The organism is Pricia antarctica (genome assembly GCF_900101815.1).
Lineage (GTDB): Bacteria > Bacteroidota > Bacteroidia > Flavobacteriales > Flavobacteriaceae > Pricia > Pricia antarctica.
Window position 1 is genome coordinate 193,151 of record NZ_FNAO01000004.1, and the last position, 22,411, is coordinate 215,561.

Sequence of the window (22,411 nt, forward strand, 5' to 3'; positions counted from 1 at the left end):
AACGGCTACAAACCTTTTAAAACCACTGCCTCGTAAACAGCCCGATCAAGGTTTTGGGACTTACGGTAATGATAAAACGGATTTTCTCTCCATAATTTGGCTGGGAAACTTCCCATCCGTTGTTGGAATACACGGGAAAGTACAGTTCGAAATAATCGGTCAAAAGGTTTAGTCGAACTCCAGAATCGTATACGAACTTACCGCTGACCCCTTTGTTCTTGACAAATCCGGCATCACCATATACCTCGATCCAGCGCCATAGGTTTACGCTGGTGTTCACTGTGGCCAACAAATCGTTGGAAAATCGATAGCGCTCCGGTAAAAAGGATTTAAAACCTCCTTCGGCAATAATAATCTGTTGGCTATAAATCCCCGAATCTTCGGAACGCCCCAAATAACCATAATCAAATAGGTAGTCCGTAGGACGATCTAATGCGAAACTGAAGTAATTGGGATCGGCGTAATCCGTGGTCTTATTACGCAGAAACTTACCGGCAAAAAATCGCAAGTTAAATTGTCGGTTGTTTTCGAACAACTTACGGTATTCGAGTTCAAAAGCCAATTTGGTGAAGTCATTGGCATGCTGAATATCGCCGAACCAGGAGAGGTAATTGATAATTCCCGGGTTTCTACTGGTATACCTAGCGTTTAAGACGCTGTAGTCGGGTGGTGTCTGAAAATCACCCAAATTTTCATCTTTATCCCTCAATACGTTGACATAACGAAAAGAAAGAAAATTCCGCTTATTGGATATCAGGTTCTCGGGCCGCCAACCGAAACTGAGCGAAGGCGTAATCGTTGTATAGCGGGAATTCTCCTGAAAATGATAGGTAGAACCCCCTATGTGATAATTGGCCACGTAAAGTCCGCTTTTACTCAGATACTTTCTATAGGTAAATCCACCAGAGCCAACAAATGCCTTCTCCCGGAAGGAATAAGATGGGGAAACGTCATAGACAAACGGCTTTTCCAAAAAGGTCTTGTTGTACAATCGCATGCCCGGGGTCCATCCGTCATAAAGGTTGAAATTAGCCACGGGCACATAAAAGACTTGGTTGTAATAAGGATTTTCGGAATCCTGGAAAAAGGTGAACCTTAGTTTTTTGTTACTCGATAAAAATCCCCCCAATGATTTCCAGTTGTCCCTTTGGTTGAATTCCGGTATTTTTTGATCATAGTTCAATACCAATCTTTCTTCATCCTTTTTTGGAATGGTAACCGTTTTTTCCTCATCGATATCCGAAAACCAATATTTGGAAACCACGGAATCGTTACGTAATCCGAACAGCGATATGGGCACGTTGGTTCCCGCCTTATTCTTAAGGGTTACCCTAAGCGAATCCTCGGTTTTCTCTACTTTCTTTATCTTGAAATCTATTTTCCAGTCGGTGGACACGTAGTCTCTAAAAAACCAGTTGACATCTCTATCGGTCGAGCGTTTTAAAATGGATTCAAAATCCAGAATTTTAGCACGGTTTAACTGATAATATTGATAGAATGTCTTTATACTATTGTCTACCTTTTCTTTTCCGATATAGCTCGCCACGTAAGACAACCCGAGTCCCGCTTTATACCTATTCGCTATTTTTTGATTGAACTTGGTAAGGGAGTCGTTCGGGGTGTTCAGCGGCTGGTCTATATTTTTTCTTGCCATCAGCATGTACAGAAATGGATATTGCTCGTTAAAATCCATCTTTGCCAAATTGAAACTGCGGATTCCCCAGATCTTTGATAGTTTTCCCAACAGTTTTTGATCGGGATAATACTCTTCAACATAGGCAATCATGAGGTAGTTTGCTATAGCATCGCTCAACCACTGATCTTTTCTGGGGTCAAGAAAAAGCGTTTCCTCTAAAATATTGATCAAAGCGGTTTTCAAGAACTTCATTTCAAACTGAAACTGTTCTTCGTAGGGCCGAATAAATGAAGGCAACTGATTGATGCCGTAAAGCTTGTTCTTATCATAATCGATTTCGCTGACCAGCAGTTGCTCGTGCGGATATTTTCCCAAATGGCCATCGATAAATTCCGCTACCCGGTTTATGGAGAGCCCTTGGGAAAGTTCACTATATTTAGAGGCCTCCAGATCGGTAATTATCGTCATCTCTTCTGTGACGTGGGTTGTAAAACGATTTGTGGGCGTCAGAATTAGTTCCCCGTTCTTTTGATGGATACCCCGCAATTGGGCCATTTGTCCGTTTGGAAAATGCGTATTGCCCAATACCCTGAAATTCGAAGCTAAATATAGACTGTCCGGATATGTAAAATTAACCGTTGTATTTGTTGTTTCCGTATATAGGTCTTCCAGGTTTTTATTGGAATACAGATGCCAGACACCATCAAAAACTGCAGGTGTCAGATACCAATCCTTTAGATAATAGGTATTGTTTTTGCCATATCCGTAAGGGGTAAATTTATTTTCAGGAAGCTGAACCGTATATGTAAGAAACAATTTGGTCGATTCCCCAGGAGGTAGTGGAGCGTTCAATTTAATTTTAAGGATATCCTCTTCCTTGGTCCGTTCCCATGGTAAGCCCCTGTAGGCATCGTCTACGACACTCGTTATTGTAGTGTAGCCCCGTTCGCTTTTTTTGGCCAAGTGTAGGCTTTTTTTGAATTCTTCGGCAAAACGTTTTGCGAGTCCGGTATTCTTGTTGGCATAAGCATTGGCCCAATCGTTAAAATAAAGCACGTCGAGGGTCGAATCGGAAGTATTTTTATAAAGGAATTCTTGTTGGATGGTTATTTCCTTGGTTTTCCCATCCAGTGTTGCGGTAAGGATGTTTTCATGCTGGGCACACAATCTTCCTATACCGGAAAAAAGTAAGAGAGCGCAAAGGAATTTAAGTATGGGGAATTTTAGTTTCAAACAGGGGGATTAAAAATTTGGACTCAAAGAACGTCCTTTATAAAATGAGTCAATGATGTCGACAACCTCTTCCTTGGTATCTACGATATGAATCAGATCAAGATCATGGGGACTGATGTTCTTAATTTTGAGCATCGTATCTTTTATCCATTCGAAGAGTCCGTTCCAAAAATCGGAAACGACGAGAATTATTGGGAATTTTTCGATTTTGTGTGTTTGTATTAGGGTAATGGCTTCAAAAAGCTCGTCTAATGTACCGAATCCTCCCGGCATGACGACAAAGCCTTGGGAATATTTGACGAACATCACCTTTCTCACAAAAAAATAATCAAAATCAAGGCTTTTGTCGGCGTCGATATAGGGGTTGTCATGTTGTTCGAAAGGAAGGTCGATATTCAGTCCTACGGAGGTTCCGCCAGCAAGATGTGCACCTTTGTTTCCGGCTTCCATAATTCCGGGACCCCCACCTGTGATGACACCATAACCCGCTTCGGAAATACTCTGGGAGATACTGACCGCCAATTCGTAATAGGCATCGCCTGGTTTTGTACGCGCCGATCCAAAAACGGAGACACAGGGCCCAATAGTACCCAGTTTCTCATACCCCATGACGAATTCGCCCATGATTTTAAATATGGCCCACGAATCGTTGGTCTTTACCTCGTTCCAGCCTTTGTGATGTTGTTCTTTTCGCATTCGTTATGGTTTGGTATGTGTGGTTTTTTATACACCGATTGCTTCTTGTTCACTCTTCGGTTTTTTTAGTGCCAATTCCTTCCTTAAATACGCCGCTGTATAACTTTTTTTGTCCTTTGCCACTTTTTCGGGGGTGCCTTTGGCGACAATCATACCGCCACCGCGACCACCTTCGTAACCAATATCGATGAGATAATCCATCATTTTTATCACATCCATGTTGTGTTCGATAATCAAAACGGTATTTCCTTTGTCCACTAAACGGTTCAAAACCTCCATAAGTACCCTGATGTCCTCAAAATGGAGCCCTGTTGTGGGTTCGTCCAAAATATAAAACGTATTCCCGGTATTCAGTTTCGATAGTTCGGTGGCCAATTTCACTCGTTGCGCCTCTCCACCGGATAGGGTAGTGGACTGTTGCCCTAAAGTGATATAGCCCAAGCCGACGTCTTGTATTGTTTTTAACTTACGATGTATTTTGGGAATAAGTTCAAAAAAATCGACAGCTTCGTTTATCGTCATATCGAGTACATCGGCAATGGATTTTCCTTTGTATCTGATTTCTAGCGTTTCGCGGTTAAAGCGTTTCCCGTTGCAGGTCTCGCATTCTACATAAACATCAGGGAGAAAGTTCATTTCTATAACACGTACGCCACCACCACCGCAGGTTTCGCAGCGACCGCCTTTCACATTAAAGCTAAAACGGCCCGGTTTATAACCGCGAATGGCGGCTTCGGGGGTTTTGGCGAAAAGGGAACGAATCTCACCAAAAACTCCGGTATAGGTTGCGGGATTAGAGCGTGGCGTTCGCCCTATCGGCGATTGGTTGATATCGATTACCTTATCGACATGCTCTAGGCCCTTGATTTTCTTGTAGGGCATCGGTTTTTTCACCCCGTTAAAATAATGGGCATTCATAATGGGGTACAAGGTCTCGTTGATCAAGGTGGATTTACCACTGCCCGAAACCCCCGTTACTCCTATCATTTGCCCTAACGGAATTGTTACGGTGACGTTTTTAAGGTTGTTACCCGTACAACCGGATAGGGTTATTTTTTTTCCGTTACCCGTTCTACGATTTTGAGGCACCGCAATTTCTTTTTTCCCGGTCATGTAATCCGCGGTCAGGGTCTGAAAGTTTTTAAGGTCTTTGGGAAGTCCTTCGGAAATGATTTCACCGCCATGCCTTCCTGCCCTAGGGCCGATATCGATGACATGGTCGGCTCGTTCGATCATATCGCGATCGTGTTCGACGACAATAACGGAGTTACCGATATCTCGAAGGGCTTCCAGCGATTTTATCAACCGGTCATTGTCGCGCTGATGGAGACCGATACTGGGCTCATCCAAAATATAAAGAACGCCCACTAACTGCGAGCCAATCTGTGTAGCCAAACGAATACGTTGCGCCTCGCCACCGGAGAGGGATTTGGAACCGCGGTTCAGGGAGAGATAATCCAAACCGACATCCAGTAAAAATCGGATACGGGTACTGATTTCCTTTATGATTTCTTCGGCAATAATTTGCTGGCTGCCTTCCAATCTTTGGTTCAATCCTTCAAAGAAATCGGCAAGTTCAGAAATGTCGAGATGGGCCAGCTCGGCAATGTTCTTTTCGTCTATCTTAAAGTTAAGGGATTCTTTCCGTAGGCGGGAGCCTTCACAAGTAGGGCAAATCACCTTATCCATATAGCTCTTGGCCCATCGTTTAATTGAGGTGGAACCCGCTTGTTCAAATTGATTTTTGATAAAATGGGATATCCCTTCGTACTCGATCTTATAATTCCGCTTTACGCCCAAGGTTTTTGAGTCGACCTCAAAACTTTCATGACCGCCGTAAAGCAGAACGTTCATGGCCTCTTCAGGAACGTTTTCTATAGCATCGGTAATTTTAAAATCATAGCGTTGAGCTATGGTTTCGATCTGCTTGAAAGCCCAAGATTTCTTGTAATCTCCTAAAGGGGCAATACCTCCGGATTTGATGGATATCTTTTTGTCGGGGAAAATTTTATTTTCATTGACCTCGTAGACATGGCCAAGACCGCTGCAGTTGGGACACATACCCTTCGGAGAGTTGAAAGAAAAAGTATTAGGTTCGGGAACGGGATAGGATATACCTGTGGTAGGGCACATCAGGTCACGACTGAAATAACGGGCTATCGAAGCACCTTCTTCCAAGACCATCAAGACATCGTCACCGCTGTACATGGCAGTGTTGATAGATTCAGAGAGTCGTTTATCTAGATCATCGGTGTCTATGACCTTCAATCGATCGATAACGATTTCAATGTCATGGGTCTTGTACCGGTCCACTTTCATGCCCTTGGTAATATCAACGACTTCACCGTCGACCCTTACCTTGACAAAACCCTGTTTCCCGATTTGCTGGAACAGTTCGCGATAATGGCCTTTTCTGGATTTGATGACCGGAGCCAAAATATTTATCTTTTTACCATCGTAATCGGCCTTTATCAAGGCTTTGATCTGCTCGTCACTGTAGCTGACCATTTTTTCACCGGTATTATAGCTGTAGGCCAATCCGGCACGGGCAAACAAAAGGCGTAAAAAATCGTAAATTTCGGTGATGGTGCCGACCGTAGATCTTGGGGATTTTGAAGTGGTTTTCTGCTCGATGGCAATAACTGGGGAAAGCCCGTCGATCTTGTCCACATCCGGCCGCTCCAAGCCCCCTAAAAATTGTCGGGCGTAGGCCGAAAAAGTTTCGATGTAACGTCGCTGACCTTCGGCATAGATGGTATCGAATGCCAATGATGATTTTCCACTACCGGAAAGTCCGGTAATTACCACCAATTTCTCCCTTGGGATAGTAACGTCAATGTTTTTAAGATTATGAACGCGAGCACCCTGCACCTCAATATTTTCCTCGTATTTTATCATTCTTTCACAGCAAGGCGGCAAAGTTACAATTTTGACAATGAATTAGGAAGTTGGGAGGGTTTAATTGTTTTTGAATTGCTTCGGATTTTGCACAGCTGTCTACCGACAAAAAAACTAAATCGTTTGTCGGCGGACCTCGGAATGAAAACTTAAAAACGGTTCCAACACCTCACCCAAACTATTAAATTGCTTGCCGTTTCTCCGAGAGATACTTCCAATAGCGTTTGGGCACATGCTGGGTGTGCAGTGTCAAGTTGATACGGGATTTGATATTGGTGCTCTTAAAGTAATTGTTCCATAGTTCTTGATAGCTATATTCCTCGTGTACAAAGTTGTCACTTTTATGGATACTGTTGGCATAGTTTTCGTTCAAATCCAATGACACTATTTCGACCTTTTCAAGGTCGTAGAAGATTCCATAATGGCGCTTTACATCATAAATGAGCCATTGCTGGTCGGCATATCTGGACCGGAAATGTTTTGAAATCAGGGGAAGAACATCGAAATCAGGTTCAATAGTAGCGAAGTAGATATCATCTTGTGCTAGTTGAAACCTTACGAACGCTTCCATACGATGTTTCTCACGGCTAACTGATTTTGCCAATTGGTTGATTTTTAGAACAAGCCCATCCGAATAATCCGAATGAATCGATGTGTGATTGGCAAACAGTTTTCGGATATAACGATAAAGTAGTAGTTCGATGCCGTTTGTTTCGCTTAAATAGGCGAAATAAATATTCTTCATCGCGTTATGGTCCTTTTTTTGAATACCGTTCCAAACCCGTTTTGCTTTGTCAACATGTGTGATAATGGTTTCCGTTTCTGAAAAAAGGGCATTTTGGCTAATGGTGTTCTTGTGAATATCGGCTATGTGTGCCTTTTCTTCAAACGCGACGAAAATCGAGGTAAGAAAGCCGTTGAAACTTCCGTCATAGATAAGGGTTTTTGCATTTTCCATAAGGTTCTAATTTAAGATGCTGCGTAGTAATCCGGTTTTGTATAAGGCGTGATTTTTGAATTTTTAAAATTTTTGTTCTAAAGTTGTTTCTATCCTGAAAGATGATTTCAATTAAATAAACTAAGCTGCGAACCATACTCTTTTCTAAATTTTCCAACGGAATTTTGCAAAATCCGTCCTTTTATAATATTGGCGTCCATATCACGGCGTTCCCAATGGCTCGAATCGCAAACGATAAAATATTTAGCTCGGTTCAAGGCGACGCCGATATTTTTTAAATGCTCCCAATTGAGCTTTCGAAATCGCCTTGCGCTAATGATTTTAGGTACGGATTTCATACCAATACCGGGTATTCTGGCCAATATCTGTTTTTCTGCCTTGTTAATATCCACTGGAAATTGCTGTAGGTTCCGCAACGCCCAACTCAATTTGGGGTCGATGTCGATATCGAGATTGGGATGGTCATTATTCAATAATTCCCGCACTCCGAAACCGTAAAAACGCAAGAGCCAGTCCGTTTGATACAATCGATTTTCTCGGAGCATCGGCACTTGCGTACCAATGGCCGGTAAGCGACTATCTTCGGCCACTGGAACGTACCCTGAATAGTAGACCCGCTTCATGTTATAATTTTTATAGTAGTGCGTGGCGGAATACATAATATCTTTATCCGATTCACCCGTCGCACCAATAATCATCTGGGTGCTTTGCCCAGCCGGCGCATATTTAGGCGTACTCTTGATGATTTTCCTTTCCTCCCCATATTGTATGATTTCATTTTTAACCTTTAACATCGGTTTGATAAAATCCTCATGCTTTTTATCGGGTGCCAATAATTTGAGACCGGATATAGTTGGGACTTCGATATTAACGGAAAGCCGATCGGCATACAGGCCTGCTTCCCGCATCAATTCGTCGCTTGCGCCGGGAATGGATTTTAAATGGATGTAGCCGTTAAAATTTTCTTCCGTTCGCAGCTTTTTGGCGACGGCGATCAAACGTTCCATGGTGTAATCGGGACTCTTAAAAATACCGGAACTCAAAAAAAGCCCTTCTATATAATTACGCCTGTAAAAGTCAATGGTCAGATCTACCACTTCCTGAATTTTAAAAGCCGCCCTTTGAATGTCGTTGCTCTTTCGCGTAACGCAGTAGGCACAGTCAAAAATGCAATGATTGGTCAGTAAAATTTTTAAAAGGGATACACATCTTCCATCTTCCGTATAACTATGACAGATCCCCATGCCTGAACTATCGCCCAAACCTTTATTGGTATTCGTACGTTTACTACCGCTACTGGAACAGGAAACATCGTACTTGGCAGCATCTGCCAGAATCGTCAGTTTCTCCAGAGTTCGTTCAAATGACATAAAACTGAATTTGTAATTATTCCAAAATTATGGATTAATTCCGACTTATGGAAATAATCCAAATAAAATTTCGGATATATTCCAAATAGCGTATCTTTGAAAGCGGTAGTGTTTTTCAGATATTAGATTTTGTCGATAAAAAGACGAGAATTACATGTAGAGAAATTCCCTCCCAACTCCATCTGAAATGGAGTTGGAGGGCGGAAATGACAAAAAAAGACGTATTTATGGAAAATGAGATTATATTGAAACGATTTGCCGAGATTCGTCGGGATTTGGAATATACACAGGCAGAATTCGCCGCATTGTTGCATGTTTCCAGTACTACGGCCGACATTGAAAGGGGGCGTACCAAAGTATCAGGTAAGGTGGTGGTGGAACTTTTGAAGCAGTTCAAAATCAATCCGCTTTGGCTGTTCGGGGAAAGCGACAATAAGTATCTTGAAACTTCGAACACCTGCGTCATTCCAAAGGTGGTCACCGTAGATTCCGCCGACCGGGAGAATATGGTGCTTGTCAACGCCAAGGCAGCGGCAGGATATCCGCAAAATATACAAGATACCAGTTGGTATCAGCAGTTGCCCGCTTTTGATTTACCAATACCCGAATTCAGAAATGCTACCTATCGTGGGTTTCAAGTCGAGGGAGATAGTATGTTGCCCAATTTGAAGCCGGGAGAATGGGTGCTGGCCAAGGCGGTAGAGCATATAGATGATGTAAGTGCGAATAAAATGTACGTAGTTGTTTTACAGGACGCCGTTTTGGTTAAAAAAATTGAAAAGCGGCCCAATTCCAATAATATTACTTTGGTTTCCTTAAACGAAACCTACCCGCCTTACGATATTAAGCCTTATCAAATTCAGGAAATCTGGCAGGTCAGCAGCAGAATTACCTTTGGGGAGGATGCGACCACGGAAAAAGGGCTGCTCAGACAATTGCAAGAATCTATGGAAGAGTTGAAAGACCAGTTGAAACATGTGAAAAAAGTCTAAAAACGGCCTAAGTATTTTAGAATCTTAATATGGGATCCTATTTGTCCTGCCTTATGTCTAAATCGATTGACTTTTATAAAATAGGATATGGGTCTAAGATAATTTCAGATTATAGACTCCACTATCCCGCAAGGTAAATCCAAGACTTTTATATAAGCTAATGGCCGCCTCGCGATGATGCCCTGAAAAGAGCAAAACGCTGTCTAAATTTCTATGTCTGGCCTCTTCCAAAAGTTTTTCCATTAGTTTTCTGCCGATACCTTTGCCTCTGTGCTCGGTATCTACTACGACATCCTCTACCATCCCACGGCGGCCCGAGATTACTTTGTAGGTAGCCAACAGGGCGATTCCAACAATCTGGTCTTCAATGCGGCATGCGGCAAAGATGATATGGTTATCTTCTTGTAGAATTTGGTGCAGGGGACATTGTTTGATGCTGTCGTTCAACTGTTTGTAAAGCTCCGTTATTTGAAGTCGCATTGTATCGTTAATGTCGGATTTTTTTAGAATTTCTATTTCCATAATCTTCTGTATTTTTTAATTATAGGCTTTTACATCCTCCATTTTAAAGTCCATAGGCCCCAATTTATGGCAGATTGGCAAAAACACACCACTTTCCATAACCTGCCAATCCCCCCAAGTCGCTTCAAGTCCGCCTATGGGAATAATTTCGACCCACATCTGGAAACTTTCGGGAATACGGTTTTTTCCCAGTTTCCAAAGATATGAATCACCCGGCGTCGTTCCGCCGGAAGTATAGGTTATTAAAAGACCATCGGAACCATCCTCTAAAGTAACCAGACTTCTTTCCGTACCGCTATCAAAAACTTTGAAAGGAGCCACAAGCCAAAAGGAATCGTTATTGAAGTTGGATACTGCCGTTTTAATCAATTCCGTTCTACTATTTTCTGTGACCTGAATGTCATTTTCAAAAACACTACTTTTCGCAGGATTTGCTAAATTCAAAACTACACGATAATCGTCCCATTCCACGCGTGCTACGCCCAGCTGTTTATCCCATTTATACCGATGTTTACCCTCCTTAAAACTCCATTCTACATATCGGGTATCCTTATACGCTTCGTAATTAAGGGCCTTGAGCATTTTGCGGGCAAAGCTATCGGCTGCGATTCCAGATTTGCCCTGAGGGAGGGGTTTATTATAAATTGCATAGAGAATAGCAAAGGTTACTGTACTCAAAACGAATAGAATTCCAATGCATTTGATTAGTATTTTCAGTACTTTTTTCATTGACTTCAACAAACTGCTTCTTATACCGAGCTAAATAGGAGTTGGTTTACTAATTTGGGAAATAGTTAAGCGACTAGAACCCCACGGCCGTGTCATCACCGCGTCTATCGGCACCTCCTTCAAGATGGCCGTCGGGCAAAATACGAATGGCATTGACCTTGCCTATTATGGGCGTACGCTCTTCGTTAATGTTGTACCCTTTCGATCTTAATTCGTCTTTAAGTTGATTAGAAAAACCTTGAGGCTCGAACATAATGACATCGGGCAACCATTGATGGTGAAATCGAGGGGCGTCCACTGCCTTTTGCATGCTCATGTTGAATTCATAAGCATTTAAAATGGTCTGGGCGACCGCCGTGATAATCGTAGAACCGCCAGGGGTGCCGACGACCATCCACAATTTACCATCCCTTTCGACGAGGGTCGGGGTCATGCTACTGAGCATCCTTTTCTCGGGCGCGATACTGTTGGCTTCTGCGCCTATGAGCCCGAACATATTCGGTACTCCAGCTTTGGCACTGAAATCATCCATTTCGTTGTTCAGGAAAAATCCGAGTTCATCACTGTACAGTTTAGAACCGTAAGCGCCGTTAAGCGTTGTCGTGACCGACACGGCATTTCCTTCGTGATCGACGATGGAGTAGTGGGTGGTTTCCATACTTTCGGCCATCTGAACATTTCCTTCCTGAATATCTGAGGATTTGGTAGCCTTTTTAAACGAGAAGCTTTCCATCCGCTTTTTCAAGTACGCGTCGCTCAACAATGTTTCTTTGGGGATATCGACGAAATCTGGATCACCCAGATAATAATTCCGGTCGGCGTAAGCCCGGCGAGCGGCTTCGGTAAAAAGTTGGATTTCCTTTTCGGAATTATGGCCGTATTTGGAAACCTTGTACGGTTCCATCATCCTAAAGATTTGGTTGAGGGTGATTCCGCCACTGCTAGGCGGACTCATAGAAATAATTCGTAAATCTTTGTAGTTGAAGGCAATGGGTGTGCGCCATATGGCCTCGTATTCCGCAAGATCTTCCACTGTAACAAATCCGCCGTTCTGTTGTATAAAAGCGGCGAGTGATGTAGCAGTTTCCCCTTTATAAAATCCGTCTCGACCTTGTTCGGAAATACGTTGCAGGGTTTTGGCCAAGACAGGATATTTTAGGATATCGCCCGGTTTCGCATCGATCGGGAACGTTGTCGATCCCCCGTTGACCTCCAAAATTTCATCGCGGTAGGCTTCAAAGTGTTCAGCCTGTTTCTGGGTCACCACGATACCGTTTTGGGCCAAGGCGATAACAGGGGCAAAGATTTCTTCCAAAGGCAGCTTTCCGAATTTATCATGAACGGCAATCATACCGGCTACCGTACCCGGAACCCCGACGGCCGTAGCACCGACGGTACTCATATCGGGAATCACGTTGCCTGACGAATCCAAGTACATATCCTTAGTGGCCGAAAGTGGCGCTTTTTCGCGATAATCCAATGCGCCCGTTGTACCATCCGATTTGCGATAGACCATAAAACCGCCACCTCCCAGATTTCCAGCGAACGGGTAGGCGACCACCAACGCCATTTCGGTTGCGACCATGGCGTCAAAGGCATTGCCGCCTTTTTTCAAAATTTCTACACCTATTTTAGAAGCTTCCTCCCGTGCAGAAACGACCATGGCCTTTTCGGTAACCAATCCTGTCGGGGTTGCCGGTAAAGTTTTGCAGCCGATTAAAAGTAGTAGGATGATGGCGAGTGATACAACGTTCTTATTCGGTTTCATTTAAAAAGGTATTGGATTTAAAAAATGTTTAACATGCTAACCTAGCAACAAAATGGTTTTAACGTTCGATGCTGCTCGTCCGTCTGGGGCGATGCCTTCGGCAGGTTTAATATTTCGATTGATTTCGGACCATCTGTTTAAATTAACGCTACTCGAACTTTGAATATAACTTCAAGGCAATCGTGAATTCATCCTGGCCGAGATCGAGACTGGCAAGAGTTTTACACACCCCTGCTATTGTTCAGGGCAATTCCGTTCAAATCACCAAGAACTTCTTTTTTGAAAATACAATCAATTCCTCAAAAAAAGCGGTAAACTCCATCTCAAAAGCATCATAATGTTCCTCAAGGTCCAAAATGGCAAAGTTCATTTTGGATTTGTTTTCTGTTCTTCGGTTCATACCGTTCAGTACTTTTCCGATACCTTCCAAATTGGCGTAGTTTAGGAGCCAATTGTCCGATATCATGTAAGGCATCATCCGTTTTACACCTCCTGGTAAAATTACATAGTTATCGGCTAACAGATTATAGAACCTATCTACAAAAACGTCAAGGGATTCGTCAGAATAGGTTTTCCAATTTTTGGCCAAAAAGTGGTCGTAATAGATATCTACGATTACCCTGCTGTAATGGCTGTAATTTTTATGTAGCTTTTTACTGCTTTTTTTAGGGAGGGGATGGGTATCGGTAAACGTATCGATTTCTCGATGTAAAAAGATTCCTTTTTGCACACGTTCGGGCAGATGCTTGTACTTGTTGGCCCGAATGCTGTCCGCCATAAAATTCCCCAAAGTGATTTCATCATCCCCAAAGGAAAGATAGATATGTGCCAAAAAATTCATAGGTCCGAATTTACAAATTGCATCTCTACCGATTCATATTAGACCCGTATATTTGTCAAAACTTTTCTGCAACTTATGACACTTATAAAATCGATTTCGGGAATACGGGGTACTATCGGCGGTACCCCCGGTGATAATCTGACGCCAATAGATGCTGTAAAATTCGCTGCGGCCTATGGAATATGGCTCAAGGAATATTCAAACAAGGCCAAAATTAAAGTGGTCATCGGCCGTGATGCCCGCCTGTCGGGAGAAATGATACAGAGCCTGGTCGTTTCTACCTTGGTTGGCCTAGGTATCGATATAATAGACCTTGATCTGTCAACCACCCCGACCGTCGAGATTGCGGTGCCTTTGGAAAAAGCGGAAGGTGGAATTATCTTAACCGCGAGCCACAACCCGAAACAGTGGAACGCGCTTAAACTTTTGAACGAGAAAGGGGAGTTTTTAGACGCTGCGCAAGGCGCGAAGATTCTTGAAATCGCAGAAAATGAGGATTTCGATTTTTCCGAGGTGGATGATTTGGGAGAAATTATAAAAAACGATTCTTATATCGACATCCATATCGATGAAGTGTTGGAATTGGCCTTGGTAGATGCCGAAACCATTCGAAAGGCCAAGTTCAAGGTTGTCGTCGACGGGGTAAATTCCACTGGAGGAATCGCCATTCCGAAACTCTTGGACGCTTTAGGTGTTCAGACTGTTAAACTGTATTGTGATCCGACAGGTCATTTCCCCCATAATCCCGAACCTTTAAAAGAGCATTTAGGTGATATCAGCAAACGGGTCGTCGAGGAAAAAGCAGATTTCGGAATCGTTGTAGATCCCGACGTAGACCGTTTGGCATTTATCGACAATAAGGGGGAGATGTTCGGGGAAGAATACACTTTGGTCGCCTGTGCGGATTACGTTTTGGGAAAAACAAAAGGGGATACGGTTTCGAACCTTTCCTCGTCAAGAGCTTTGCGCGACATCACCGAAAAACATGGAGGCACTTATCACGCAGCTGCCGTGGGCGAAGTCAATGTGGTGACAAAAATGAAAGCCTGCAATGCCATCATCGGTGGCGAGGGCAATGGTGGAATTATATATCCTGAAAGCCACTATGGCCGCGATTCGTTGGTGGGCACGGCCCTGTTCCTAATGTTGATGGCTGAAAAGGGGGGTACGGTCGCCGAATTGCGTGCAAGCTACCCTTCCTATTTTATGAGCAAAAAGAAAATTGAGCTGACGCCCGATATCAATGTGGATGGTATTCTAAAGGCGATGGAAGCTAAATATAAGCAGGAGAAAATCTCCACCATAGACGGCGTGAAAATTGATTTTGCCGAAAATTGGGTACATCTTCGAAAATCGAATACGGAACCGATCATCCGCGTTTATACGGAAGCCAAAACACAGGCAGCCGCAGATGGTTTGGCGGACCGGATCATTGGGGAGATTAAGGAAGTTATTGGGTCCTAAGGTGTAGTGGACTGGCCGATGCCAGATGGGGAATGTCGGCACCCGTTGCAGATATGGAATGTTGGCACCTCTTACAAACCGGGAATGTTGGAACACTTCATTAGCCCGCGATGGCGAATTTAAGATTCTAATTCTCGATTACGTCCGGTTTGGAATTTGTTTTTCGAAACATCTCAGTTCGGCAAGCGGACGGGTTTGCCCTTAGACCGTTTGCTCTTCCATATACTCCTTACGAACCATCTTGGCAGTTTGGTGCTCGCCGGTATGGCTCCATCCAGGGGGCATAAAAATGTAAGCTATTTTGTTTTTTAAACCCGGGGCGTTCCAAACATCCTTGGCCAACGCCGCAAATTCTCCAAAATAAACGTCCATAAAGTTTCCCGAATCCATTTTTCTGGTGATGCCATACCGGATTTTTTCTTTCCGTTCCTCCTCTTGATAGGTGCCGAAGACGTGGTCCCAGACATTTAAAAGGTTGCAGAAATTGGTATCCATATAAAGTGGATTTTTTGCGTGGTGTACCCGATGGTGCGAGGGGGTGAGAATAAATTTGCCCAATGCACCGAATCGGGCATCCTTGATCATATTTTCCCCGACATGAATAAAAGCTCCATAGGTGCCGTCAATGAACATAATGGCAAAAAGCATGGTGGGTTCAAGTCCGGCCAGGATACAGACCGTGGTCCGTACAGTATCCGCATAGGGCGCTTCTAGGAAAAAATGGGCATAAGTCACTGATAGATTCATGTTCTCGGGCGCGTGATGTGTGGAGTGCAGGCACCAAAAGAGCCGTACTTTATGTCCCCAATAATGGTACAGAAAATGCCCGAATTCCCAAACAATATACCCGTAAATGAACCAATACCAAGTAGCGGAGGTCTGAAATGGCGCGTAGGGCTGTAGCCAACCGATGAGCAAAACGACCATGGCGATGGCGATAAAACGGCCAACGAACCGGTTGAAGACATAGATCAGAAAGTTTACCTTATACACCTTGGTGTCCGGTTTTTTGTAAACTAGGCCCAGAATAAACTCCAAAAGAACCAGCAGTGGAATAAGAGGCACTATAAAAGCGGTAATACCTTCGTAGGTAGTAAGCACGCTGTAATCCCCAGTTTGCAGAATGTCCCATGCATTTCCGATGCCAAGAAAACCGATGACTTCGTCGTAAAGGGTTTTTAGGATTTCCATGGGAGTAGCCTTTTATAGTTCGCCGTAAATTAATAATAAAAAAGCTCAAATTCAATATGCTTTAAAATACGTCTCGCAGGGAAGCGGTTTTAAATCGTCACAGACGAGTACAGGCGGAAGAAAAGTGTATTCGTTTATTGGTGTATAACCGTAAAAATACTTGTCGAAGTGCCACCGACAATTTGCTGGCCAACTGCCTACTTAGACCGCGCCGGTACTTTGCCCCTATGCTTCCACCGCTTATGTGTCCATAAATAGTATTCCGGTTTTTCGCGGATTTGCTGTTCGGTCAGCCGTAAAAATTGATCCGTTATTTCATTTTTCTCGGTGCTCGCCCCTGAAGTGGTTATGGGAATCAGCTGCGCTTTGTAATATCCCCTTTTTACCTTGGATACTTTTAAAAACACAACCGCCAGATCCATTTTTCGAGCCATGGTCTCCGCCCCATTGATTACCGGTACGTTGATGCCCATGAATTCCGTCCAATAGTGGGCCCGATGGTATTGGGGACTCTGGTCGCTGACCATCCCAAAAATACCGATAACGCCATCCCTTTTATTGCGTACTACGGTTTTGACCGTATCTTGGGAAGAAATCAAGGTGGTATTCCATCGGGCACGGACATTTCGGATCCAACGATCAAAATATTTGTTTCCTACGGGTTGGTAGACAGCGTATCCCTTGGCATCCACATAATTATTGATACTCACGTTCCACTCCCAATTGGCATAATGAGAGCAGACGATGAGTATGCTTTTCTCTTTTTCGATTTCCTGTAAGACTTCGATATTCTGAACCGCGTACCGTTTTTTGACGGCCGCTTTTGACAGGTTCATGGTCTTTACCATTTCAAGAAACATATCGCACATATGTCGGTAGAAGGCGATTTGGATTCTCTTACGCTCCGCATCGGACTTCTCAGGAAAAACCAGTTCCAAATTACTCCGAACCACCTTTTTGCGATATTTGATCACGCGATAGACCCAAAAGAAGACAACATCGGAAAACGCATAGAACAACCAGCGCGGTAATACCGAAATAATCCATAGCAGGGGATAGGCCAAAATGAAGATAAGTAGTTGCATGGGTATCGGTTGCCGTGCAAATATACTTATATTTGCCGCTTTAAATTCCCTCTCGAATGTTCAATATGCACGTAGCCACCATTGTCATTATTATCGCCAATGTATTGGTATCTCTTAAAGGTTTTAACGATACCTCTTTTTTTGACCGGTATAAATTTAACATAGCGGCAATAAATGCGGGTCAAAAGGAGCGGACGGTCACTTCGGGATTTTTGCATGTGGACCTTTCCCACCTATTTTTCAACATGTTCACCCTTTATTTTTTTGCGGATGTGGTGGTTCGGGGGTTCGGCCCTGGAAAGTTTATCGGAATTTATTTTGTCAGTTTGATCGCCGGAAGTCTGCTGGCCATTTTCTTCCATAAAAACGAGCCGCAGTATAGCGCAGTCGGAGCTAGTGGTGCCGTAACGGGAATTCTTTACGCCGCTATTCTATTGCAACCCGATATGGATCTTTTCTTGATGTTCATTCCCATTCCGATTCCCGCTTATGTAGTCGGTATCGGCTATTTATTATATTCTATCTATGGTATGAAGAGCCGTTTGGGCAATATCGGTCACACTGCCCATTTCGGGGGAGCAATCGGTGGCTTCGCCATGACGCTATTGTTTATGCCAAACATCATTTTCACTCAAACCCTGATGGTCGGATTATTGGCCATACCTATCATTATTCTTTTTGCCATGCAGAAAATGGGGAAGATTTAAATTAAAAACTGCGATTACCACAACCTTCCATTTCCATTTGGAGCTTAGAAAATATTTCAAACCCCGTGATTCCCTGCATTTCATCGAAAATAGGCCTAAAATTATATCCTTAAGGTAGTTTAGACGTTTGGGTAGGTATTGGAACTCAAATCCAAACAATAAACCCTTATTATGAAAAAAGTACGCTTAATGGCTTTAGCGGCCATCTTTATAATCTCCTGTAGTGATGAAACTACGGTTTACAGTGACGCCTCCGAGGATATTTCTATGGAAGGCAGCAAGGCCGTTCTCGAAAGTAGTATACTTTACGACGATGCCGGTGTCTTACAAATTTCCAGCGAAGATCAAATAACAGGCAAAACCGCTAAGGGCAGTGATGAGGAACAAGCAGGGGACTATCCGCTAACCTTAATCGCCCGTGTCGATGCCCCTTCTTATAGTGGGGCCGAAAACTTGGGGGCCTCCCATGTTCATGTTGATGGCGATTATGCCTATGTATCGTACAATACGGTTGAAGACGGCTATGCCGGTGCCATTGATGTCGTCTATGTCGGTGATCCAACGGACCCGAGACTTACTTCGCGTTTGTATTATACGAATGCCGATATCAATGCTGTCGAATATAACGATGGATATATCTATGCTGTTGGAGGTGTGGATTCCGAAAAATCCGTAAGGGCTACTTCGAACTCTTTTTTGGTCAAGATTCCCGTTTCCAATGGAAGGATGGATACAACTGCGGAAATGAGCTTCGGATTTCAAGAAGGTTTCAACGCTACGGATGTTAAGGTAACCGACAATTCGGTAATTGTCAGTAGTGGTAAGGACGGCTATTTGACCTCCTATAAGAAATCGGACCTTTCCGTTCAAACGGAAGCTCCTTTTGCCGATTTACGTTCAATAACCATAGATAATGGTAATGTAACCCTGTTGGATGGCAGCAGTGGCGTAAGTTTTTTAGATGCCACTTTCAATGTTACCCGCACTATTGCCATCGATTCCGATTTTGGGAATTTCGCTAAAAGAACCTTGGCCGTTTCAGATAGCGAAGTCATTGTTTCCGAAGGTTCAAAAGGTGCGGGTATCTACAATAAAGCCAACGGTAGTTTAAAGGAATATTTACCTATAGTAATTAACCCTGAAGGTGTCGCTCAAAGCGATATCGTTACCAATGCCGTTGCGCTCAACGAAAATATACTTTTTATGGCCAATGGCGGTGCAGGTTTATCCCTTTCTGAAATACAAGGAAACGGAACCGATATGGTCGGCGTGATGGACTTGAACGGTTCGGTAAATTTCGTAGCCTCGAAGGGGGACTATATCTTTGCAGCCTCCGGAAAAGAGGGATTGCAGATTGTGAAACTGAACCGACCCGACGCCACTTTGACTGCTCGATGTGCCGACTTACCCCATTATAAGGGAAGTGCCAACCTTAATGTTAATAATGGTGAAACGGCCGAATATAGTGGTTCTAAGAGTTTTAATCAGTTGAACATCAATGGCACGTTATTACTCTGTGGTTCTTGGACAGTTAAGGACAACAGCTACATAAATAACGATGGTATATTCGAGATGAAAGGTGCCTTGACCATCGGGAGAAACAACAAACAGAAAAACATTGCCGTTAATAGTGGTGCTACCTTGCGCATCGAAGGTGAACTGACCATTTACGGAGATTTAATACTTAACGAAGGGGCTAGGTTGGAGTTTGTTGGTAATAATTCCACGGTGAATATCTTCGGTAAAGTCCAGAAATCAAATAGTGCCGAAGTCAAAGGTAAATTCAATGATATTAAAAATAAGTTTTAGAAAATCGCAATAATTTTTATAGAAAAAGCCCCAACCGGTAGTTCCGGTTGGGGACTTTCAATATAAGGCTTTCCGTTTGACCACTATTAATTCAATAATTCTGCAACTTTCGCCTCCAAAGCGGGGCCTCTCAAATTTTTCGCCACGATGACTCCGTTTTCATCCAACAGAAAAGCGGCAGGTATGGCGTCTACGTTGTACAGCTTAGCGATAGGATCGTTGAAATAAGCGACATGGGAAACATGTTGCCAAGTCAAACCATCATCTTCGATAGCTTTTTTCCAGGCTTCAGCGGTTCTGTCCAAAGAAACTCCTAGAATATTCAAGCCCTTGTCGTGGTATTTTTCATAAACGCTTACCACATTAGGATTTTCAGCGCGGCAAGGTTTACACCAAGCTGCCCAAAAATCTACCAAGGTTACTTTGCCAAGGGCATCGTTCAGGGCAAGGTCTTTGCCATCGGGAGTGGGAGCGGTGAAATCTGGGGCTATTGCGCCGATTGTTGTATTTTTTGCATTGGCTTCAGCCTGTTTTTGGCCTTCCAATCGCTCTTGAATCGCAACGGCTACTTTTGTTTTCTTGATTTCGGGGGATAATTCTTCGTACATCGCCTGTGCCTCTTCCGCGGTTACCGAACCAGTTCCAAGGGCTCGGTCTATCAAAAGTGCCGAGATCAAAGCATCGGGATGGCTTTTGATATAATCGAGTTCAAAGTTTTTGTATTTATCCTGTAGCTCCATCATCTCATCTTGCAACGATTTTGCGGTGGCGGTATCCTTTTTTACGGTCGCCTGTTGCATATCCTGTTGAATGGACTGCGCTTGTAATGTCAGTTCTTTCGACTTATCCATATAATCGGCGAAAGTCTCGTTCTGTGCAGTACCCCCAATTTCGGCAAATCCTAAGCTGTCTTTTTGTGCCTTAAAATCTATTTCGCCGTTTTCGAGAATGACCGCCGTATAACCGGGCAGTTTATCAATAAAAACGTAGTTGAGTTCTGGGGTTTCAGCGGAGCCTGTAAAGGTGAATTTTCCATTTTCTACTTTCGCGGTATCCACGTCAACGGGTTGGTTGTTCTCGCCGACGGCTCTAAGAAAAACTTGGGTTCCGTTTTCTACCTCTCCCCTAAGATTACCGTTAATGGTGAACCCTTTCGGTTTTTGGTTGCAGGCTACAATCGCTATGATTATGCTGATGGACAATACAATTTTTTTCATTATAATGGGTTTAAGCCGGCAAATGTAGGTATATATCCCAATAAAAAAAAGTGTATGACGTATCTATATCCGTGGAACCCATGGTCCCAGGCGTTGATTGTATTTTCTTTGAAAATAGACAAAGTAGTTGTATAGCTTATAATTTACTTCGTAGCCATAGTCAATACCGGAACTATAATCAATTTGCATTTCATAGAGGTTACCACCATATCGTAAGGGTTGCATGGCCCTTTGATTCCAGTTAGTGACATAAATCTGGTTGCGGTTTTCGAGGTAGGATTGGGAGTAATAGCCCTCCGGTTTGGCGATACTAGCCAGCCAGGTATTGAACCCGGGGTCGATGATTATGATTTCGTACTCAGTACTGTCACTGGCTATTTTTACGGTATCGCCTTCTTGCTGGTTGAAAGTTTTCTTTTCGTTGTCAGTGACCTCTATGGTCTTTTTGGTACCGGTACAGCTGCTTGCCGCACATAGAATCATAAAGGCCAGTATACTTATTTGTAGTAGTAATCTTTTCATTTTCCTTTTTTTTGAATGGTTCAAAAACCATTCCAAGAAGATACAAAAAAACCACATAGAATTTATGTGGTTTTTGCCATTCAATTTTAAAAGAACGTGCGGTTAAAAAGTTTACTTTCCAAAGAGACCGCCCAATAGACCACCAATGCCACCTTTTTTTCCGCCTAAGGCCAACGAGGCCACATCGTCGAGAATACTGCCATCACCATCGGAATCTAAAAAGGATTCGATGAGGGACTGTTGTTTGTGCGCCTGTGTGCCACCGCCCATCATGCCGCCCAATAGGTTCTGCATACCACTGGCATCATTAACATTCTGCTGCTGTTTCTGCTTACCGATCATTCCCAATAGAATAGGTGCGGCTACTTGAAGTATCGTAGCGATGGTGCTGGTGTCCATTCCTGATTTTTGGCTCAAGGCATTTTCAACCTGGGCCTGTTTGCCGCCCAGTACGTGGCCCAAAATTCCCGCTCCGTCATCTTTAACGGACTGGTCGACACCACCTCCGAAAAGTCCTTCCAAATTATTCAGGATACTACCATCATGCTTGTTGGAGAGTGCGCTCATAAGCCCTTGCGCGCCTTCAGGCGTTGATGCGTTTTTCTTCATCGCACCCATTAAGAGGGGCAAAGCCATAGTGAGTACACTTCCGGTTTGATCCGTTGAGTTTCCGGTCTGGCCAGCTACCCCACTTATTAATTGTTTACCCATCGGGCTACTTAACAAATCCACTAATCCTGACATATTGTATTGTGTTTAAAATGAGGGAACAA

At 43.5% G+C, this 22,411-nt stretch carries 18 protein-coding genes; 4 read left to right on the forward strand and 14 right to left on the reverse strand.

Features of this window, described 5'->3' with window-relative positions; all coding sequences use genetic code 11:
* Positions 1 to 16: 16 nt before the first annotated feature.
* The 5 genes from BLT07_RS08440 to BLT07_RS08460 form a co-directional block, all read right to left on the reverse strand.
* Entirely contained in the window at positions 17 to 2,869 is a 2,853-nt protein-coding gene (locus BLT07_RS08440; protein WP_091867698.1) for a metalloprotease, read from the reverse strand.
* A gap of 9 nt (positions 2,870 to 2,878) precedes the next feature.
* Complete coding sequence (locus BLT07_RS08445) at positions 2,879 to 3,565, reverse strand: LOG family protein (protein WP_091867700.1); 687 nt, start codon at positions 3,563 to 3,565, stop codon at positions 2,879 to 2,881.
* A gap of 27 nt (positions 3,566 to 3,592) precedes the next feature.
* The gene (gene uvrA / locus BLT07_RS08450; protein ID WP_091867701.1) at positions 3,593 to 6,463 is read right to left on the reverse strand and encodes an excinuclease ABC subunit UvrA; all 2,871 of its coding nucleotides are present in this window, start codon (positions 6,461 to 6,463) and stop codon (positions 3,593 to 3,595) included.
* 181 nt (positions 6,464 to 6,644) lie between these two features.
* Positions 6,645 to 7,421: a TIGR03915 family putative DNA repair protein gene (locus tag BLT07_RS08455; RefSeq protein WP_091867703.1), complete on the reverse strand. Its 777-nt coding sequence runs from the start codon at positions 7,419 to 7,421 to the stop codon at positions 6,645 to 6,647.
* Between the two features lie 107 nt (positions 7,422 to 7,528).
* The gene (locus BLT07_RS08460; protein ID WP_091867705.1) at positions 7,529 to 8,791 is read right to left on the reverse strand and encodes a putative DNA modification/repair radical SAM protein; all 1,263 of its coding nucleotides are present in this window, start codon (positions 8,789 to 8,791) and stop codon (positions 7,529 to 7,531) included.
* Between the two features lie 227 nt (positions 8,792 to 9,018).
* On the opposite strand from BLT07_RS08460, the gene BLT07_RS08465 reads away from it, so the two are divergent.
* Entirely contained in the window at positions 9,019 to 9,783 is a 765-nt protein-coding gene (locus BLT07_RS08465; protein WP_091868237.1) for an XRE family transcriptional regulator, read from the forward strand.
* A 93-nt stretch (positions 9,784 to 9,876) separates the two neighbouring features.
* Here the strand turns inward: BLT07_RS08465 and BLT07_RS08470 are convergent, their stop codons facing one another.
* The 4 genes from BLT07_RS08470 to BLT07_RS08485 all read right to left on the reverse strand — a co-directional run bounded on the left by BLT07_RS08470 (position 9,877) and on the right by BLT07_RS08485 (position 13,643).
* Positions 9,877 to 10,305, reverse strand: a complete 429-nt coding sequence (locus BLT07_RS08470; protein ID WP_091867707.1) for a GNAT family N-acetyltransferase — start codon at positions 10,303 to 10,305, stop codon at positions 9,877 to 9,879.
* A gap of 15 nt (positions 10,306 to 10,320) precedes the next feature.
* Entirely contained in the window at positions 10,321 to 10,983 is a 663-nt protein-coding gene (locus BLT07_RS08475) for a hypothetical protein (RefSeq protein WP_245726480.1), read from the reverse strand.
* A gap of 124 nt (positions 10,984 to 11,107) precedes the next feature.
* A complete protein-coding gene (ggt, locus tag BLT07_RS08480; protein ID WP_091867710.1) occupies positions 11,108 to 12,802 on the reverse strand; it encodes a gamma-glutamyltransferase in 1,695 nt (564 codons plus the stop codon).
* Between the two features lie 256 nt (positions 12,803 to 13,058).
* Entirely contained in the window at positions 13,059 to 13,643 is a 585-nt protein-coding gene (locus BLT07_RS08485) for an acyl carrier protein phosphodiesterase (RefSeq protein WP_091867712.1), read from the reverse strand.
* A 75-nt stretch (positions 13,644 to 13,718) separates the two neighbouring features.
* Between BLT07_RS08485 and glmM the strand changes: the two genes are divergently transcribed.
* Positions 13,719 to 15,107 (forward strand): phosphoglucosamine mutase, encoded by a 1,389-nt coding sequence (glmM, locus tag BLT07_RS08490; protein WP_091867714.1) that lies wholly within the window; start codon positions 13,719 to 13,721, stop codon positions 15,105 to 15,107.
* A gap of 201 nt (positions 15,108 to 15,308) precedes the next feature.
* Here glmM and BLT07_RS08495 read toward each other — a convergent pair whose 3' ends face one another.
* Together BLT07_RS08495 and BLT07_RS08500 are read right to left on the reverse strand one after the other, a co-directional pair.
* Positions 15,309 to 16,298, reverse strand: a complete 990-nt coding sequence (locus tag BLT07_RS08495; RefSeq protein WP_091867716.1) for a sterol desaturase family protein — start codon at positions 16,296 to 16,298, stop codon at positions 15,309 to 15,311.
* Positions 16,299 to 16,495: 197 nt separating this feature from the next.
* Entirely contained in the window at positions 16,496 to 17,383 is an 888-nt protein-coding gene (locus BLT07_RS08500) for a lysophospholipid acyltransferase family protein (protein WP_091867718.1), read from the reverse strand.
* Positions 17,384 to 17,439: 56 nt separating this feature from the next.
* Here BLT07_RS08500 and BLT07_RS08505 point away from each other — a divergent pair, with 56 nt between their 5' ends.
* Both BLT07_RS08505 and BLT07_RS08510 read left to right on the forward strand, forming a co-directional pair.
* Positions 17,440 to 18,090, forward strand: a complete 651-nt coding sequence (locus BLT07_RS08505) for a rhomboid family intramembrane serine protease (RefSeq protein ID WP_091867720.1) — start codon at positions 17,440 to 17,442, stop codon at positions 18,088 to 18,090.
* A gap of 171 nt (positions 18,091 to 18,261) precedes the next feature.
* A complete protein-coding gene (locus tag BLT07_RS08510; RefSeq protein WP_091867722.1) occupies positions 18,262 to 19,899 on the forward strand; it encodes an LVIVD repeat-containing protein in 1,638 nt (545 codons plus the stop codon).
* An 86-nt stretch (positions 19,900 to 19,985) separates the two neighbouring features.
* On the opposite strand, the gene BLT07_RS08515 is transcribed toward BLT07_RS08510, so the two are convergent.
* The 3 genes from BLT07_RS08515 to BLT07_RS08525 all read right to left on the reverse strand — a co-directional run bounded on the left by BLT07_RS08515 (position 19,986) and on the right by BLT07_RS08525 (position 22,382).
* The gene (locus BLT07_RS08515; protein WP_091867724.1) at positions 19,986 to 21,116 is read right to left on the reverse strand and encodes a TlpA disulfide reductase family protein; all 1,131 of its coding nucleotides are present in this window, start codon (positions 21,114 to 21,116) and stop codon (positions 19,986 to 19,988) included.
* A 63-nt stretch (positions 21,117 to 21,179) separates the two neighbouring features.
* The gene (locus tag BLT07_RS08520; RefSeq protein WP_091868239.1) at positions 21,180 to 21,638 is read right to left on the reverse strand and encodes a DUF6146 family protein; all 459 of its coding nucleotides are present in this window, start codon (positions 21,636 to 21,638) and stop codon (positions 21,180 to 21,182) included.
* 111 nt (positions 21,639 to 21,749) lie between these two features.
* Complete coding sequence (locus tag BLT07_RS08525) at positions 21,750 to 22,382, reverse strand: DUF937 domain-containing protein (protein ID WP_091867726.1); 633 nt, start codon at positions 22,380 to 22,382, stop codon at positions 21,750 to 21,752.
* Between the last annotated feature and the right edge of the window lie 29 nt (positions 22,383 to 22,411).